The 18,968-nt window shown below is 33.6% G+C and carries 17 protein-coding genes; 11 read left to right on the top strand and 6 right to left on the bottom strand.

Annotated features, from left to right (window positions below):
• Both LDM98_RS03745 and LDM98_RS03740 read left to right on the top strand, forming a co-directional pair.
• Positions 1–978, top strand: a complete 978-nt coding sequence (locus LDM98_RS03745) for an SMI1/KNR4 family protein (protein WP_223898004.1) — start codon at positions 1–3, stop codon at positions 976–978.
• 98 nt (positions 979–1,076) lie between these two features.
• The gene (locus LDM98_RS03740; RefSeq protein WP_223898003.1) at positions 1,077–1,952 is read left to right on the top strand and encodes a hypothetical protein; all 876 of its coding nucleotides are present in this window, start codon (positions 1,077–1,079) and stop codon (positions 1,950–1,952) included.
• Between the two features lie 2 nt (positions 1,953–1,954).
• On the opposite strand, the gene LDM98_RS03735 is transcribed toward LDM98_RS03740, so the two are convergent.
• Both LDM98_RS03735 and LDM98_RS03730 read right to left on the bottom strand, forming a co-directional pair.
• On the bottom strand, positions 1,955–2,239 hold the full coding sequence (locus tag LDM98_RS03735; protein WP_223898002.1) for an XRE family transcriptional regulator: 285 nt from the start codon (positions 2,237–2,239) through the stop codon (positions 1,955–1,957).
• Complete coding sequence (locus LDM98_RS03730; RefSeq protein ID WP_223898001.1) at positions 2,236–2,571, bottom strand: type II toxin-antitoxin system RelE/ParE family toxin; 336 nt, start codon at positions 2,569–2,571, stop codon at positions 2,236–2,238. Before LDM98_RS03730 ends, LDM98_RS03735 begins: the two co-directional genes overlap by 4 nt.
• Positions 2,572–2,707: 136 nt before the next feature.
• Between LDM98_RS03730 and LDM98_RS03725 the strand changes: the two genes are divergently transcribed.
• The 8 genes from LDM98_RS03725 to LDM98_RS03690 all read left to right on the top strand — a co-directional run bounded on the left by LDM98_RS03725 (position 2,708) and on the right by LDM98_RS03690 (position 15,337).
• The gene (locus LDM98_RS03725) at positions 2,708–3,868 is read left to right on the top strand and encodes a tyrosine-type recombinase/integrase (RefSeq protein WP_223898000.1); all 1,161 of its coding nucleotides are present in this window, start codon (positions 2,708–2,710) and stop codon (positions 3,866–3,868) included.
• Positions 3,869–3,940: 72 nt separating this feature from the next.
• Entirely contained in the window at positions 3,941–4,801 is an 861-nt protein-coding gene (locus LDM98_RS03720; protein ID WP_223897999.1) for an RHS repeat-associated core domain-containing protein, read from the top strand.
• A 10-nt stretch (positions 4,802–4,811) separates the two neighbouring features.
• A complete protein-coding gene (locus tag LDM98_RS03715; protein ID WP_223897998.1) occupies positions 4,812–5,297 on the top strand; it encodes a hypothetical protein in 486 nt (161 codons plus the stop codon).
• Between the two features lie 157 nt (positions 5,298–5,454).
• A complete protein-coding gene (locus tag LDM98_RS03710) occupies positions 5,455–6,333 on the top strand; it encodes a hypothetical protein (protein ID WP_223897997.1) in 879 nt (292 codons plus the stop codon).
• Between the two features lie 964 nt (positions 6,334–7,297).
• The gene (locus tag LDM98_RS03705; protein ID WP_223897996.1) at positions 7,298–8,476 is read left to right on the top strand and encodes a ComEC/Rec2 family competence protein; all 1,179 of its coding nucleotides are present in this window, start codon (positions 7,298–7,300) and stop codon (positions 8,474–8,476) included.
• The gene (locus LDM98_RS03700) at positions 8,476–10,065 is read left to right on the top strand and encodes a serine protease (RefSeq protein WP_223899061.1); all 1,590 of its coding nucleotides are present in this window, start codon (positions 8,476–8,478) and stop codon (positions 10,063–10,065) included. The genes LDM98_RS03705 and LDM98_RS03700 overlap by 1 nt, the downstream gene beginning before the upstream one ends.
• A gap of 10 nt (positions 10,066–10,075) precedes the next feature.
• Positions 10,076–11,059, top strand: coding sequence for a MoxR family ATPase (locus LDM98_RS03695; protein WP_223897995.1), 984 nt, complete (start codon positions 10,076–10,078; stop codon positions 11,057–11,059).
• 9 nt (positions 11,060–11,068) lie between these two features.
• On the top strand, positions 11,069–15,337 hold the full coding sequence (locus LDM98_RS03690) for an SAV_2336 N-terminal domain-related protein (protein ID WP_223897994.1): 4,269 nt from the start codon (positions 11,069–11,071) through the stop codon (positions 15,335–15,337).
• Positions 15,338–15,691: 354 nt separating this feature from the next.
• Here LDM98_RS03690 and LDM98_RS03685 read toward each other — a convergent pair whose 3' ends face one another.
• Genes LDM98_RS03685 through LDM98_RS03675 form a run of 3 tightly spaced genes read right to left on the bottom strand, consistent with a single transcriptional unit; the run spans position 15,692 to position 16,942 of the window.
• Positions 15,692–15,973, bottom strand: a complete 282-nt coding sequence (locus LDM98_RS03685) for a helix-hairpin-helix domain-containing protein (protein WP_223897993.1) — start codon at positions 15,971–15,973, stop codon at positions 15,692–15,694.
• A 37-nt stretch (positions 15,974–16,010) separates the two neighbouring features.
• The gene (locus tag LDM98_RS03680; protein WP_223897992.1) at positions 16,011–16,565 is read right to left on the bottom strand and encodes a DUF2953 domain-containing protein; all 555 of its coding nucleotides are present in this window, start codon (positions 16,563–16,565) and stop codon (positions 16,011–16,013) included.
• A gap of 26 nt (positions 16,566–16,591) precedes the next feature.
• Positions 16,592–16,942: a GerW family sporulation protein gene (locus LDM98_RS03675; RefSeq protein ID WP_223897991.1), complete on the bottom strand. Its 351-nt coding sequence runs from the start codon at positions 16,940–16,942 to the stop codon at positions 16,592–16,594.
• A gap of 511 nt (positions 16,943–17,453) precedes the next feature.
• Here LDM98_RS03675 and LDM98_RS03670 point away from each other — a divergent pair.
• Positions 17,454–17,735, top strand: a complete 282-nt coding sequence (locus LDM98_RS03670) for a hypothetical protein (RefSeq protein ID WP_223897990.1) — start codon at positions 17,454–17,456, stop codon at positions 17,733–17,735.
• Positions 17,736–17,803: 68 nt separating this feature from the next.
• Here LDM98_RS03670 and LDM98_RS03665 read toward each other — a convergent pair whose 3' ends face one another.
• On the bottom strand, positions 17,804–18,952 hold the full coding sequence (locus LDM98_RS03665) for an iron-containing alcohol dehydrogenase (protein ID WP_223897989.1): 1,149 nt from the start codon (positions 18,950–18,952) through the stop codon (positions 17,804–17,806).
• Positions 18,953–18,968 lie beyond the last annotated feature (16 nt).

Below are 18,968 nucleotides of genomic sequence, written 5' to 3'. Positions count from 1 at the left end.
ATGAAAAATAAAATTATTAAACCAAATCCACATGGTGAGATAGATATGGATAAGCTTGAACGTTTCGAAAGAAAAATAGGCACGAAATTACCTAAAGACTATAGAGAATATCTTATTAAATATAATGGTTGTGAGTTTGAGAATAAAAATTTTTATAGTACTCTGCATGAAATAGACTATATACATATTCACGAAATTAATGGACTTATTGATGAGCCAAAGTGGGCTTCATTGGAAAATTCTTATGAAATATATAACGAAGACGCTTATGAAAATGGCTTTAACTTTAAAAAGGATTATTTAGCCATTATGAGTGATGATGGGGGAAATCAAGTAGTTATAAAGCTATCTGAGCCTTTTAGGGGGAGTATTTATTTTTGGAATCATGATGACATTGATGATACCTTTATCAAAATTTCTGATAGCTATACTAAATTCATAGATAGTTTAATAAATGATGAAGAATATATGGAAATATTAAAAGTATCTGATCCAGAAACATATACAGATCTTACAGAAATCATAGATAGAAGATTCATTGATATATATCAATACAAAAATGAGACTTTTTATTTTGTTCCTTATTCTGAAGTGCGAAATAGTTACAACATGCAACCACATGCTCCTGTATTGTCTCATAAAGTACAGCAGCTTGATAGTGCCAAACGATTTTCAGAAGTATTTAAAGAAACAATGAGTTTTTCTAGATCGAATTTAACGCAGAAAGAATGTGATACTATTTGCAAAAATACAGTTTTTCCACTGAATAAAGATAAAAATTTTAAAAGCGATGCTAGTCTTGTGAGTGTTTTTACTAATGATGGTATCAATTATGATATTTGTTCAACGAAACTTGATAAAGATGGTGAGTATTATAGTGGTCCAAGCTATATAGTACCGATAGATGCTTCTGATACAGAACTATATGAAGCTTTTAAAAAAGCAATGAATAAATCTATAGAGTTAAATAAAAAGTAAGAGGAATAGAGAAAATTAATTTTTAATTGGTCCCATCTGTTCCTAAGTATAACCCATATAAAGTTGAAACCAACAAAAAACAACAAGGAAAAAGAAAAATGAAACAAAGTAAGCCTCTAACCCTAATCACAGCGCTAGGCACATCCCTCATTCTCACAGCTTGCGGAGGAGGAAGTACTAGTACAGTAAGTGAAAGTAATAACCTTTCTTTGGCAACAATTGACAATAGCAACCAGAAACAAGCTACTGCTATACTCTTTGACTCGATAGACATCACCACACCACAACTACCATCTATCTCAACAGATGCAGGCGGATTAGCAAAGGTCTCTGCACCACTATTCAAAGCAGTATCACCACAAGAACCACTCAAGTCAATTTCAGCAGGTGAGTCATACAGCTGCAGTGAAGGCGGAAGTATCAGTTCAGGCTATGCTGATGGTATCTCTACTATCACCTATGATAACTGTCAGGAAGCAAACACTACGATCAACGGTCAAGTAAAAATGTCCTACAACGAATCAACAGGCGTTATTACTTATGCTATGAGTGAGTACAGCATCATCAGCGAAGGAATAGACTACACTACTCCTGCGACCACTTACACGATCTCATCAGATACTATCAGTTACACTGCTACAGGTGAAGCAACAATCGATGGACAAAGCGTGGCATTTGATAATTACAGCTATACACTTAGTCGTGTAGATAACAAGGTGAATATCTCAATAGACGGTTCCATTAAAACAGCTTGTCTAGGTAACTGGGTAACAGTAAAAACCAATGAAGTAATGCAGTTAAGCGATACTGACTGTCCAACAGCAGGAGATATAGAAGTACAGGGTGATAATTCTAAACTTAGAGTGAAATTTAGTTCTGATAAGAGTGTGGATGTGTATTTGAATGATGCTTTGGTTGAAGAGTATGGAAACTGTAATGAGTTGCCGGACTCTTCTAGTGTTTGTGGTGTGTAAGTCTATACGATCGTAATGCTCAGTCTTTTCCCTAATGCCGTAGTGGCAGATTCCAAAGTACTTAAAGTCAATGATTCGTTATCTGGATTTAAAAGTCTGTTCACAACTGCACGGCTTGTATGCATAAGCTCTGCCATTTTGGTTTTAGTGATCTTTTGTGCTTTCATCTCCTGTTCTATCTGATAGGCAATGACTCTTTTGATGGCAGTGTCATTGACTTCTTCATAGATACCTTCTTCTTTTAAAAACTCATCAAAATCACTTTTCATATTTTTTGTTAGTTTCATTGAATATCCTTTTTTCTTTTCAATGCAAGATCAATGTCCTGCTTAGGTGTCTTTTGCGTCTTTTTGATAAATCCGTGAAGTAGTATCATATACTCATCTATCACGGTGAAAATAACCCTTGCAATTCTTTTATTGGAGATATCGCTTCTCACTTCATAGAGTTTGCTTTCCAGTTTTCTGCATACCGGCATCCCTATAGGCCATCCGTATTCCACGGTTTTGATATTCTTGCCTATGACCTTCCTATCCTCTTCATCCAAAGAATAGAGCCATTCACGTACAGGTTTCTTGCCGTTTGAGTTTTCATAAAAGAGCGCACTGATTTTTTTCATGCATAAGTGTATCAAAAAAGATACATATTGTCAATATATTTTGCATTTTATCAGTGCTTCTTTAGATTGCCACAGGACTCTTTGTTAGCCATTGTGCAATGTATCACTGTTTTACTATCCTAAAAAAGGATAGAAGATGAAATACTTCCCAAACACAGAAAAGTCAAAATGGATGATAGGCTTAGCAACACAACTGTGTGCTTTCAAACGCTATATCAAGTCAGAACCAGTAGATGACGGATCAGACATTAAAGTGAAGCTCATTGTCAATCCATACGGTATGCTCATACTCGATGGCATGATCGAAGGCAAACGGCATAGGTTCTCTACCAAGAAAAGAGCAACGATCTGGAATATACTCAAATACACTTGCCAGATAAAAACCGCTTTCATGGATTTGTATGAAGAACGGTTTGATATGCCTACTGCCACAGAGGAGAATTTTAGAACCTACGGGAAACATATCCTTGAGAACACAAAGAACTACCGTAACCTGTTCTCTCAAAGAGAAGAGCTGTCCAGGTTCAGAAAGCTTTGCAGAACGTTTGGTTCTATGGCATTGGGTGATATTAAAGCCAGCCACATCCTAAGGTGGCAGAACAATTTCAATATGGCACCCAAGACCGTAATCAACTATAGAGGTACGCTCAATATCATTTTTAAATACGCAGTCTATGATGAACTGATGTCCAGTAATCCTCTAAGTGTCGTAAGGGCACCAAAGGTAATCAGAAAAGAGATACAGGTATTCAAGGAAAGAGAGATCAGGTTGCTCCTGAAATATACCACCGGACAGCTGCACAATATCATCCAGTTCGTAGCATTCACAGGGGTACGTGCAGGAGAGCTTATCGCATTGAGATGGAGTGATATTGACTTTGAGGAAGATACCATAAGTATCTCCAAGAGAACAAGAGAGGGAAATGAAGATATTCCAAAGTCAAAAAGAAACAGAGTGCTTGATATGCTTCCACAGGCAAAAGAGGCACTAATGCATCAGGCTCAATTAACTAAAAAGAGAAGTGAATACGTCTTTACTACACGCTTTGGGACACCCTACAAGAGATCTAACAAGATATCCGCTGCCATCAGAAGGGTATGTAAAAAAGCGCATATCAACGGAGGAACTCTGCAGACACTTAGAAGATCATGCAATACACTGTATAAGCAATATGGGCTACCTAATGATTGGATACTTGACCAACTTGGACACATGCAGGATGATGTGAATAGAAGACATTACACAGGAAAGATCAAACCAGACCTGTCGCACATTGGCACACTCTTGTCAGAGTAGCGTCACAGTGTTGGCAGGGTGCTGTCAAAGGTCAAAGAAATTCAGTTATAATAAAAGCTGTCAAAATGAGTTATGGCGTGTTCTTTTTCTTTTTATGGTGCAAGGTATTATGACCCTCGCACCTCTGTGTGGCAATCTCCAGATCCGATACTTGAAACTTATATGAATGGTGGTGGGAATAATGGAGTTTATAACCCTGCAAACATAAACTTATACATGTATACTTATAATAATCCTGTAAATTTAATTGATCCAACTGGAATGCTAACAGATAATGATGGAGCTTCAATATCAGAACATGTATATGGAGATAATCCAGATGCGTTGCCTAGGCATCTACAACAAGTTTCGAATCAAAAAGAATTAAATAGTTATGGGCTTTCAGCGCAAGATTTAAGAGACGAGGCATCAGGATTTAAAGCAGGTGTTTATAGAAACACAAATACCGGAGAAGTAACTTTAGCATTTGCTGGAACAGAAGATTGGCGAGATGGAAGAACAGATGTAGCAAGTGCTTTGGGACAATTTCCTAAACAATTTGTATTAGCATTAACTGCGGCTAAAAAATTTAATAATGCCATGAAAGGAAAGGATACTGCATTGACTGGACATTCTCTTGGAGGAGGATTGGCTGCATTGTCTTCAACCCGTACAGGTATAGAAGCAAAAACATATAATGCTATGGGAATAAATAGATCCCTTATTGCTAATTTACCTACGAGTCAGATCGATAATTACTATGTAAAAGGAGAAATATTAACCTCCTTCCAAAATGCAACTTTTGCACCAACTGCATTAGGTAATCAACATGAAATTCCATATGGTCTTGAAGTAGGAGGAACTATATTCGGAGAAACATTTTATCAGCCAGATAAGAGTAATTTCGGACGTCATTCGATAACATATGTTAATGAGAGAATGAATACAAAATAAGAGGTTTTATATGAAGAAACAAAAATTACTATTAACTATAATAAGTGCTTTTCTGTTGAACGGATGCTACAATGTTGCATCAAGTACAAAAATCACAATTTCTGATGTAAATGATAGCGAATTTATACAGATCAAAAATAATGTCAGAGAATATGCAGAAAATAAATTAGTATTAAATTGTAAAATTGATGGGACAATAGAGGATGGACAATTAATATGTAGTAAAAAAAATTATGCAAATCTATATGTAACTAATCGTCAAAAAAATGGCGCTTTCCCTAAAAGTGATGAGAAATATTATGATGTATCCATTTCATACGGTGAAGTACCTACATTTATGTTTCCATATCATGGGAGAATTACATCTGAACATGCACTTATACAAAGAAACTTATTAGAGATAGCAGCAAGTTTGAAAAAAAAGTATAAAGATGTCAAAGTTCTTTTTTATCATCATGATTTTGATAAACCACAGGTTTTAAAAATACCAGAGTAGTGTTACTATAGAGTAACAATGAATGAAATTAATAATCTAATCAACAAATTGAGTTTAACTCGTGCCTATGTTTAACTTAGTTTGTTACATACCGAAAGATGTTCAACCTATACATACGACATAAATAAGTCAAAGAAAACAACAAGGAAAAAGAAAAATGAAACAAAAGAAAACCTTATCCATCATTACAGCATTAGGGGTATCCTTCATCCTAGTAGCTTGTGGTGAAAGTAGCAGCAGTGGTGATACAAGTACAGAAGATAGTCTATCTCTAACGAAAATAGATGGCAGTAATCAAAAACAAGCTACAGCAGTACTCTTCGATTCAATAGATATCACCACACCACAACTACCATCTATTTCCACTAACACTGGCGGACTAGCAAAGATCTCTGCACCACTCTTTAAAGCAGTACCGGGTCAAGAGCCACTCAAGTCAATTTCAGCAGGTGATTCATACAGCTGCAGCGAAGGTGGAAGCATCAGCTCAAGTTATGCAGAGGGAGTCTCTACCATCACTTATGATAACTGTCAGGAAGCAAACACTACGATCAACGGTCAGATTCAAATGTCTTACAATGAATCAACAGGTGTCATCACCTATGCCATGAGTGAGTACAGCATCAGCAGTGAAGGGTTGAACTACACCACATCTGCAACCACATACACGATCTCATCAGATACGATCAGCTATACGGCTACAGGAGAAGCTACGATAGGTGAGGAGAACATAGCATTTAACAACTACCGTTATACCCTCAGTCGTGTAGATAACAAAGTGAATGTCTCTATAGACGGTTCCATTAAAACAGCTTGTCTTGGAAACTGGGTAACCGTAAAGACCAATGAAGTGATGCAACTTAGCGATAATGACTGCCCGACAGCAGGTGATTTTGAAGTACAGGGTGAGGGTTCTAGGCTCAGAGTGAAATTTAGTGCAGACAAGAGCGTGGATGTGTATTTGAATGATGCCTTGCTAGAAGAGTATGGGAACTGTAATGAGCTGCCGGACTCTTCAAGTGTTTGTGGGGTATAGAATAATTTTGGCAGACTCTGCCAAATATGTACGTTCATGGTATGCTAACAGCCAACTGTTAAATTTATAGATGCCCTAAAACAGGGCGTTAAAGGGATTTAACTTAGTCTTCGAATCCCTCACTGTCCGCCACTACTTAATAACCCCCCCCCACCATATATGTCATTTATTAATTAAAAATGTCACTACAGATAAACAGTATTATAATTTCTATCGCACTTGATACGTTCAAAGATTTTATTAGACTTTTTATGGTGAAGATCATGTTATGATTGACTATGCATTCCACTTACGGAGAGGTAGAACGAGAAGATAATTCCTTTTTGCATATTATAAAAGTTACTTATCTGTAGGTGTGAAAATATTTTAAATTGTTATAGTTGTAATGATAGCAACCAAAAGGGAGGAGTTTAAAATTGAGGAGTTAATCATGAAAAATAAATTTCATGTTTTTGGTTGCTACGTAGAAGAAGTTTATATGATTTACACTAACGGAATGTAAATACATATTTTATTATATATACTTCTTCCCATTTTTACTCTTTTTAGTTCATAGTAGTAGTTTTTATAAGTAGATTGATTATATTTAGATTGTAATATTTTTAGTATACGACGAGACAAAGAGAGAAATACGCTTATACAGGGAGCATATCAGAAAGGATACTCTCAGCATGGGATTGCTGATGTATTGGGATTGTCGCAACCGACAGTCAATGGGATCATAAAGAGGGAGATGAAAAACAATGCTATTACTATCACCTGACCACTTAGCCTCTAAAAACCCTAAGATCTATTACTATTTAGTGACAGTAGTTCTTGTTTATATCTAAATTAGTATTTGAGAGTGAGAAGTGGTTGTGATCCTAGGACTCAATGAGTATTATCAATATAATTATATTAGAATCAAATAGTCTGAAATAAGTATTTTTGGATAAAATAGATTCATAAAATAGGGGAAGAATTTGTGGGGAAAATTTCTATCAAGTCATTTGAAGCTTATAATGGTGATGCTTTTCTAGTAAGCTTTGACAATAATCAAAATGTATTAATTGATATGGGCATGCCAAAAACATATGATTCAGAAATAAAGCCCGAATTAATTAAGTTAGCACTAAGTGGTCAAAAAATCGATTTATTGGTTATTTCCCATGTTGATGAAGATCATATTGGTGGGGCTATTGAGTTTCTCAAAGATAATCAAGAAAATAATATTATAGAAGTTTGTGAAATTTGGCACAATAGCTATAGGCATATGCAATTTGAACAAAATAAAGTAGATAAAATAGATGAGGATTCTAAAGATATTTTAGAATCATTAGTTCAACAAAATCAGTCAAATAGTATTGATAACGGTGAAAAACTTATATCATACAAGCAAGGTTCATCACTTGCATCACTGATTTGGAAATATGATTATAGTTGGAATAGTTCTTTTAATAATAATGCTGTTGTTAATAATTCAAGTAATAATACCATTAAAAAAATAGGTGATATTAAATTTGTACTATTGTCACCTGATAAAAATAAATTAAATAGGTTATCAAAGAGATGGTTAAAGGAATTAAACAAGCAAAAGTATAACTTTGAAATAAGTGATGAAGAAATTTTTGATGATGCATTTGAATTTTTTATGAAGTATGAACAGGATCTAGATACTTCAATTAAAGAGATATCTTCAAGTAATAAAATTAATTTTGATGACTTAGCTGAAGTTATAGAGAAAGATAGTTCCGTAACAAATGGGTCTTCAATCTCCTTTATAATAGAATATCAAGGTAAAAGATTACTATTTTTAGGTGATGCGCATGAAGATATAATCTATGAAAATTTAAATAAGCTAAAAGATCAAGGTGAGTCTTTAACGTTTGACTTTGTGAAGATATCACACCATGGTAGTAATAAAAATATTTCTCAAAGGTTTATAGATATTATTGACTCTCAAAGATTTTTCTTTTCTACAGATGGTACAAAGCATGGACATCCAAACTTGGAAGCAATTTCAAAAATACTGGTAAAAGAAACCCAATATCAAAAAGAGTTGTTGTTTAATTATGAGGTTGATGCTTTTAAAACATTAAACAATAAAGATTATGAATCATATTATCACTATGTTGCTAAACATCTAAATGAGGTTTTATTGTGATGATTAAGTCAATACATGACAAGCTAGAAAAAAATGTTTGTAAAGTCATATGTGATGATGATCATGGTACAGGGTTTTTGATTAGCAATCAGTTGATATTGACTGCATTTCATGTTGTGAGTGATTGTGAGAATATAAAAGTTGAATTTAATGATACTAAAGAGCTTGATGTTACATTACATGAATTAACAACCGAAGAATATAAAAAGTTGGATATTGCTGTATTAAAACTAAAAGAGCCCATAAATTTTTATGAAAATATTGAAATAATTAATATGGACTTATCTACAGGTGAAAAATGGGTTTCAAGAGGTTATCCAGTAAGTAAAGCTAAAACTGGTGAGAATTTTCTAGAAAGATATGATAATTGTATAAATAGTCAATTACCTAAGATTGATGGACAAAATGATGTTCAACTTGACTTGTATCTGAAGCTAGAAACCTATAGTGGACTATCTGGAGCACCACTTGTAGTGAATAATGCTATTGTGGGGATAATTAAAAATGAGCTTTTAGAAAAAGGTACTTCAAAGGAATTGCAAGGATTATCTATTAAGCACTTTATAAAATTATTGGATGAGCTGAATATTAAAGTAAATGTACAAAGTTGTGATAGTGTCTACAATGAGTGTTTAAGTGATATGGATGAACAATATCAGTTTATTATTGATTATTTGAATAATAATTCTATTTTAAAAGACGATTTAATAGAAGCTTGTAAAAAATATTTAAAAAAACTACATATAGATATTCTTATAAAATTTGAAAATATAAATTCCATTATTGATCATATATCCAATCATAGTCAATTTCCTTGTATTATAAATGAGTTGTATCAAGATAATGATGAAGAATTAAAATCTTGGTTAGATGATCAAAAGTTCATGATTTGTCGAGAAGTTGAGAGTATAAGTATTACACCATTGGTAGTTATCATTTTTGGTTTAAATTCTGATGGTAAAAAGTATGATGTGACATTCATTTCCAGAAATTTACCTGGTATTTCTGATGGTATTTGTAATGAGAAATATGATTTAGATGATGATGTATCTAAAGATAAGTTGATAATGAAAATAATGAGTTATATTCAAAGTGATAATCCAATAGTAGATTTGATTTTACCTCAAGAATTGATGTTAGAAAATATTAATCTATGGGAAGTGAAGTTTAATGAAACATTGAGTCGATTAACTAGGTTGAATATTAGATATATAGAGCGCTATAACATACGTGGTACTCTAAAAGATCTTCTTATAAAGGAATGGAATAATATTTTGAGTAAAATTGCTACCAATCAAAGCTTATTATATGTAGAGAATGAACAATCAATGAGAAATATTGGTAATAATATGAATGAAGTTGGTATAGCTTCTAAATATATTTTACAAAAAGAGCATTTAGAATTTATACTTAAATCGGAAATGAAATTTATTATGCTTTGGTATACTAAAGAGTGTACCAAAGATTTACTTGAATTATATAGTCCAAATATTCTTAATCTGCAAAATGAATACTATAAACTGAACGAGAACCCAATTAACTTAATGTGGGACGATCCAACAACATACTATTACCCAGATGAAATATAAGGAGAAGCAAATGAATCAAATTGATATTAAGAAAGTTTTATTAACAAATGGTGATAAAGAATATAAAGATATAAATGATTTACTTTCTAATATACCTTCACCACCATGGAGAGCTTATGATAATATAGATAGTGAAACTGATAAAATAAAAAAAGTTAAATATATTCCAACATCTGATGAATTAGAGATTATTAAAGCAGCTATATATTTAAGACGTCCTTTACTTGTTACTGGGAAGCCAGGTCTTGGTAAAACTGCTTTAGCGAAAGATTTAGCTGTTGCATTAGATTTAGGGGAGTTATTGCATTGGCAAATAACAACAGAAACTACACTTGAAGATGCATTATATAGTTATGATGCAGTAGGAAGATTACAGGCTATCCAGTTAGCAGAAAAAGATCCAAAAACATCTATTGAAATAGAGTCGTTTTTAAAACTTCAACCATTAGGTACGGCTTTTGCTTCTAAAGATAAGCCTAAGGTATTACTTATAGATGAATTAGATAAAAGTGATGTAGACTTACCAAATAGTTTACTACATATTTTTGAGGAAGGTTATTTTGAAATATCTGAACTTAAAAGATTAAAGAATGAGACACAAGTATCGATAGACACTTGTGATGGTGAAACGGTGGAGATAACAAATGGAAAGGTGTCTTGTACACATTTTCCTATTGTTATTATGACTAGTAATGGAGATCGTGATTTTTCACCAGCATTTAAAAGACGTTGTTTACATATAGAACTACATACTCCTCAAAAAGATGAATTAATTAAAATTATAAAATCAAATCTTGATATAGATATAGAGGACAAAGATCCACTTTTGGAGCTATTTATTGATAAAAGAACTGCATCTGATGAAAATATCGCAACAGACCAGTTACTTAATGCTATTTATTTGCGTTCAAAAGGTGTAGTAAGTGATGCTGATTTTGAAGCACTAAGTCAGAACACTTTATTAGAAAAAATATTTAGACCACTTACTGATTAAAGGATTGTTTTGAACAACTTAGATATAGCATCTTATATTGACTTGCTAGAGTCATCAAATTTAGATACTACAGAACTATCTGACATTTTGTGGTTAGCAAAATATATGAAAACAGATAAAAGTTACTATATTAGAAAAGAAAAAGAAGTATCTGAAGAGAGTGTTATAAAGAATAAAGAAAGTAAACCCAAAGAAGAGATAAAAGATCAGCCTTCTAAAGAAAAAAAGAGTGAGACTATAACAGAAAATAAGAATGATAACATCTCACTTTCTCTGGACAAAAGTACCATAGAAACAAGCCTAGAAATTAATATATCGCATAGGGGTTATTTTAATGATACACAACAAATTTCGAAATATCTTATAGATTTTAAAGATAAATTTTCATCAAAAAGAAAAAATGTTCTTAATGAGATTAAAACAATTGATTATAAAGCTAAGACAGGTGTTCTAAATCCATTCTTTAAGCCTAAAAAGAAAAAACTATATACACTTTATATTTTTATTGATTCTAGTTCGTCTATGAAGGTATGGAAAGGAGTGATAGATGAGTATAGTAAACTACTTGTTAATAGTGGTATATTCAAAGCTTCAAAGCTTATATATTTCAATAGTGATAAGGATGAAACTGTATTTTATAAAGATACAAAGTTGAATAGGATCTTTAACCCTAAAGAGATAACTAATTTTCAGAATAATAAACTTATTTTTGTATTAACAGATATGTTATCTAGTGGTTGGCAATATGGAGATACATTAGAAGTCTTTGCAAAACTTTATGATAATATTCCTTTGTATGTAGTGCAAATGTTACCTTATAGACTTTGGAGAACAACAGCACTTAAAAAAGCAAGTATTACAACTTTTCATTCATCTCATTATTACCCTACCAGAGATAGTTATAATACTGAAATAGACTATCTTTTAAGATCCTTAGATGAAAATAGTTCAAAAACTCTAAAGCTTCCGATTGTAAGTTTTGAATTAGCTTATTTAAAGACTATTGGTAAGACTCTCAAAGCTCAAAGTGAGAATAAAATTGATGGTGCTATTTTTAATTTAGACAGTATTCAAGAAAATAAATCTACATTAGAAAATAAAACATTAACGCCAGATGAAAAAGTTAAGTATTTTTTTGCTAATGCATCGCCTGAAGCACAGGAACTAGCTAAGTCTCTTTCGTCAGTTCAATTTTTTAATCTACCTATTATGAGGATGATACAAGATAAAACTTTAAATGAGTCAAGCAATACTTATATTGCAGAAGTGATAAATAGTGGTTTAGTTAAGAATAACGATAATTTATTAGAATTCGATAATGATGTATGTGATGTATTGTTTCAACTGCTTGGTAGGAAAAAAGCCCTAGAGATAGCTTATAATAATTCGGACTATATTCAAGAAAATTTAGGAGCAGAGTATGGATTTAAAGCATACTTAACTGGTCGAATCAATCTAAAAGATAATAAACTTACTGAAATTGATAAAAAGTTTGCCACTATGCCTTTTAGAATATTAAAAAGTATGGGAGGCAAATATGCTGAGATGGCAAAAAATATTGGAGCGATTAACCAAAAAATTCAGACTGAGAATGTCTCTCCACTGAAAAATGAAGTATATCAGCCTGTATTTCATCAAGATGCTTTTTTCCCAAGAAAAGATATTATTGATCAAATATGGAGTGTTCTTGATAAAAATTACAATATATTGTTGTCTGCACCTAGAAGGTTTGGAAAAACATCAATAATAAAACATATTGTAAATGAGCCCCAAAATAATTATTTAATTAAATATTTAGATATGGAGAGTTTAGATAATTCTGATGCTTTTTTTACTACAATATATAGAGCTTTACTAGATCTAATCGGACGTTCAGATATTGATGCTTCCATACTACTTAACAATAGTTCCATGTCTTTGGAAATTAAAGGACTTTTGAAGAACACAGCACTACATAATAAAAAAATAGTTTTTATTGTTGATGAATTTATGATTGATATCCAATCTCAAGATTATAAAAATAATTTTATGCAGCAGTTAGATGAGCTTAGTGTATATGATATACAATTTATTTTTGCAACTCCTTATGCATATCAAGCTACCAATAGTGCATTCATGAGAAATTTGTATCAAATTAACATTCCACCCTTAACTTTTGTTGATGCAGAAGACTTAATGAATAGGTTATTACTAGCTTCTAAGATTAATATTGATCGATCTTTGAAGCACTATATATTAGAGAAGATTGGTTTACTTATCCCATTTTATATACAGTTTGTTATTAAGGGTTTAATAGATAGATATGATCATCAAAATATCAGTAAAAAGATTATTGATCAATATTTAGATGAGGTTATCCAAAAAGACCTATTGCATTTTTCTTTTTGGAAAGAGAACCTTGATCATCTAATGCGGAATAATGAATTAACTTCTGCATTGTCAATTTTAAATTATATTTCTATGATGGATATGGATAGTGTTAATAACTCAAATGAATTTATTCGACGAGATGGAACTTTATCAAGAGAAAAAGTATTAAATAAATTGCGATCTCACTATTATATTAATGAAAGTTCTAGATTTATATCTCCATTATTACAGCAATGGTGGAAAAATAATATAGTTTATAGTGAAGATGATATTAGGTCACTAGTTTTACAAAAATTAAAAAATCAGGACTGGAATGATAAAGATATATTATCTGAATATTCACTACCTAATAAGCGTTTCGCAGATATTGTCTTACTTGAAAATGGTCAACCAGTGGCAGCAATAGAATTAAAGGCAAAACTCAATTATAGATCCATAAAGCAAGGATTTAATCAGGTTGTCTTATATGCAAAAGAACTAAATGTTCCAATTACATATATCTCTGATGGTAAAAAGATATTTCAATATAATTTTGTTAATAATATTACTGAAGAGGTCGATCGTTTTCCTTCTCCTGATGAATTTTTAAAAATAAGGAATGATGCTTATCATGAGACTAAAAAAGATATATCATTTCAATGTGAGGAATGTGAAACAGAATATTTTTTAGATTGTAATGAACTTGAATGGGAACAAGTTGGGGGAAGTGAACGTAATATGGGTGCTGAACTAGAACATGAGGCAGAGTACTATAACACTTGCGGTAGATGTAATAATGATATGAGTATTACTTTTTCTTGCTGGGAATATCCTGTTGGAATGGAAAATTTTAGAGATGTATCTAGTCAAGGAGTAATTAATTTAAGAGGAGATTGTTGTCGAGATTTTCATGATAATGAGAAAGAATTAATGAATAATGAAGATTATTCTAATGAATCGAATGAAGATGAACAGTCCCGTATGTCAGATGACAATAACTCTTATCTAAGCCTCGAAGATAAAATTGAAGAATTAGAAACATTCAAAAATAACTTAATTCCATATGCTAACCTTGAATATACAAGTGAGTATGACAGAGAAGATTATTCAGATGAAGATGAATATCCCGAGCCTACTTATCTAATCTCCGAAGAATTTGATAGTCAATATTTAGATAAATTGATAAATGATATTCAAGATGAGATCGATGAAGCACAACATGCTCTATTAAGTGAAGATAGTAATCCAATACATATAGGTTCTTTATTATTGAAGAAGCAATTTAGAATACCATACAATGGTATATCAGAATCATATGGCATAGATAAAGATTGTAATGTATATCCTGATGACAATGAACAACTTTTATATGTGTATCCATTGTTAGAAGATGGAATAGAAGAAGATATTCATGAAACAGGTTTAGAAAAGATTGAAGAATGGTTCTTCCAAAATTATGAGGATCCAGCAAATTTATTGCCGTATGACTCTAAAGAAGGTGGGTATATACCTATTTATGGCAGTCTGATGACTGCTGAAGATGCAATAATTAATGAATTTTCAGGTGTTATTTCAGATGATGCTATATATGAAGCTATATATCGCATAGATAAAGAACATGGTTTGATGGAGTGGAGTCCAATTCCAAATGATCAAGAAGATTTTGATGAATCATTAGATGATAGGGATGATAAAGAATTGGATGAGAACAAGGATATTTCTAATAAATCAGATAATGATTTTTTAAATGTCATTAAAAGAAATGGAAAAATCGAAGCTCTTGATGTTACAAAATTTAAAACACATATAAAAAAGATGGTTAATGATGTTGCACGAATAGAAAAGAATAAGGAAAAACATGATGAGTGGATTAAAAAGAAAAATAAAAACATAGATATGCTTCGAGGTAAAAAAAATAAAAAGAAGTAACTACTGTTTGTTAAAACGATTAAAGACCTTATAATATATAAATTTTTATATTTGGACAGACTCTGCCAAAAACGTATGTTAATTGTATGCCAACAGCCAACTGTTTAATTTATAATTACCCTAAAATAGGGCATTTAAGGGATTTGACCTAGTGTTCGAATCCCTCACTGTCCGCCATTTTTATCTCTTAAATAGCGTTATTTATTACTATCCAGATTTCAACTCTGCCAAGAATCCACATATTTTTTCTAAAGTTAAAGTACTATTCGCCTACTTAGGGACATATTCCCAATGATGCTTTTTTCAAAACAAGACATGCTGTGTCGTGTCCTATGAACATCAGTCTTTACCTCCTTATTTTTTTAAATATTTTTTACGTTCGTCTGTAAACTTCCACCATGGACTAGCTTCTCCTCCTTCCATAAAATCAATCACTGATATGAATACATCAATCACACAGGGATCAAATTGCTTACCGGTTTTATCGCATAATTTATTGTATAGGTCAAAAGCATTTTTTCCTATTAAAGATTGAGGGGTTTTAATATCGGCAATTTCCAAGTAGTTAGCCATTTTTTTACCGATATTGGGAAGTTGTTCCAATTTTGATACTGTTTCACGATTCGGATTTTTCATAATATTTCTTCCATAAATGGTTCATATGCTCGAGTTATCATTGTTTCAATCGAGAGGATATCATGGCGCGCACTGTTACAGGAGAAAAGATAAAGGCAAGAAGAGTGCCGATGATTAGGATCGGAAAAATACGGATATTCGCTTTGCAATACCCTTCAAAGACTGCTTCTTGGAAATCTGTTTTGAGTATTATATTTTTCCAAGGTAGCAGAAGTGGCCACAATATACCTACAAGCCTTCCTGTATCGGAAGGATCGCCCAGTCCGATACGGCAATGCAGATTTAGCTCTTTTATTCGACAGCTGTACAATAGATCCAACATCAATCGAATGAGTCGTTTGATAAATGCTTTGCGTCTGAACAGTGGCATAAGATGTGTTTTCCCGCTTTTCTGCTTCTTTGGGAAAACGCTTTTTTCTGCTTTCCCATGATCTCTGTTCATATCTATGGTGACAAAACCGAACAGCAAACAAAGTTTTGCCTGATATTCCAATGTTTCATCTTTTTCCAGATAGAAACTCAGATCAACGGGAAGACTAAGCAGAACCAGGCAAAAGAGCAGGAACCCGATCAAAATGGTTACGATTTCCATAGTGTTTCCGATCCATGATTTTTATGTTATTTGTCTTTCTCCCGTAACGCTTTACCGAGAGTTTCGCCTATATGTTCGAACGCTGAAGCCATACCGCTTTTGATGGGTTCAACCCTTACATCACCGTCTTTGTTGATGATCACAAGGGCAACCGGTTTAATGCCGCCACCACCACCGGTACCGGCGCCAATTCCCTCATCGTCACTTTTTTTACACTTTCCGGTACCTCCTCCGGCACCAAAACCAAATCCGATACTGATGAGTGGAATAAGTGTATTGCCTTCTATGACAATAGGCTCCCCTACGACTGTTTTAGTATCCAGTACTCTTTCCAATTCCTCCAACGAGGTTTTTAATACATCCTTCACATGCTCCATAATGGTATCCTTTGTGTGGTTTCGTGTACTTTGCCTGATATTATTCCAGACCCCTTTGATTTTTCATGGACCTTTATAAATTATAGTGAACACGGCTTAACAAATAATAAACCAATAATAACTCAAATAGTTACTTTTCCTAGTTTGTATAATAAAATTGTAAGAGTCGGATGATGTAGATTGATCGAGGTGAAGTTATTATTTTATGTGAAGATAGCAACCAAATTAAAAGGAAGTTTAAAAAGGGAGGAGTTCACATGAAAATCAATTTCATGTGTTTGGTTGCTATGTAAGAAGTAGTTTACACAAGTTACACTAACGGTAAGTAAACATTGATGCAGTAGGTTTTCCTCGTATTACAGCCACTTTAATTCCCTAAAACCAAAACATCAAGCATAACTAGACTATCTTTTTCACTTTTTAGTTATAATCAAAATCATTAATTCAAAAAAATATATGAAGCATAGGAGGAAAAATGTTCCCAGGATCTAAGTTAAGAAAAGGTTTCTCAATGAAAATTGAAGGTGCGGTCCATCTTAATCGTCCGGATCTGCATATCTTGGCAGCAGAATTAGGTATTGGCACTAGAGATGTACTTTTAAAAGATGAAATACTTACCATTTACAATACATCTAAAGAGTGCCAAGAGATCATAGATGATAATGCTCTAGTCCCGATGGTTGCACTAACCCTGAATATCTTTCCTGAAGATATCAGTGAGTTAAAGGAAGTGGTAGAGGAACCCGTAAAAATGGAGTTTGATCTCGATGATGAGGATGAGGACGACCTATAGTCTTATCAGCAGTTTTCCTTGTTCCCGTCATACCGCATCATACCGATGGGTACGAGCAATTCGGAACCCTACAATGCTTTTTGCAGGATCTCTTTGAGCACTTCTTTGGTATACGTTTCTGCTAAGCCGAAAGCTTCTGCATGCTCGCGAGCATTCTCCACGATCGTATCGAGATCACTCTCTTTGATCGAGAGTTGTGAAAGCCTGGTCGGTGTACCGACCTTGTTGAACCATGACTCCAGTGCCTCTATCCCTTCCATGGCACTTGAGAGTCCAAAGAGTTTTTGCGCAAAACGTTTGAACTGTGCTTCGTTATGTGAAACGTACCATTTCATCCATGCCGGCATCACGACCGAAAGCCCCGCACCGTGTGGTACATTGAAAAGTGCAGAAAGCGTATGCTCGATCATATGGTTGGGGAAACTGTACCCTTCTACTCCCAGATAGGTCGTACCATTCAGCGCTTGAGTTGCTGCCCATGCAAACTCTCCGCGTGCCTCATAGTCATCATTGTCTGCCAGCAGCGTTTCAGTGGTTTTCATGACCGTGGCAATGTTCGCTTCGATATAGGCAGCGATGATATCCGGATGTGATGAAGCAGTAAAGTACCCTTCGATGGAGTGGGCGATAATGTCCGAAGCAGAGTAGACCAGGTACTCTTTAGAGACCGACTTTTGAAGTTCCGGGTTGATAACGGATACTCTTGGATAGAGGTGTGGGGAAGCGATAGAGAATTTTTGCTTCGTTGCTTCATTCGTCACCACAGCGTAAGTGTTCATTTCGCTTCCGGTCGCTGCAAGGGTGATAATGTCAAAGACAGGCAGTGCCTTTTCTATCACACTTTTCCCGATGAAGAAGTCCCACACATCGCCATCATAAAGACTACCGGCCGCTATGGCCTTTGCACTGTCCAGTACAGAACCGCCGCCGACACTCAGTATGGCATCCACATTGTGTTCTTTTGCCAGATCTACAGCCTTATATACTGTTGAGAGTACAGGGTTACTGACGATGCCTCCCAGCTCAACAAATGCAATACCATTTGCTTCAAGGCTGGCTACAACAATGTCGAACAGACCGTCTTTTTTGATACGGTCACTCCCATACGCAAGAAGCACTTTTTTGATATTCTCTTCAGCGATATACCCACCGATCTCTTTTTCTTTGTCTTTTCCAAACTCTATTTTTGTAGGATTTTTATAAGTGAAATTGACCATTTCTCATCTCCTTGTT

The organism is Sulfurovum sp. TSL1 (assembly GCF_019972135.1).
In the GTDB taxonomy this organism is placed as follows: Bacteria; Campylobacterota; Campylobacteria; order Campylobacterales; family Sulfurovaceae; genus Sulfurovum.
Note: the sequence above shows the minus strand (reverse complement) of the source record. Positions and strands in the feature narration are given on the sequence as shown.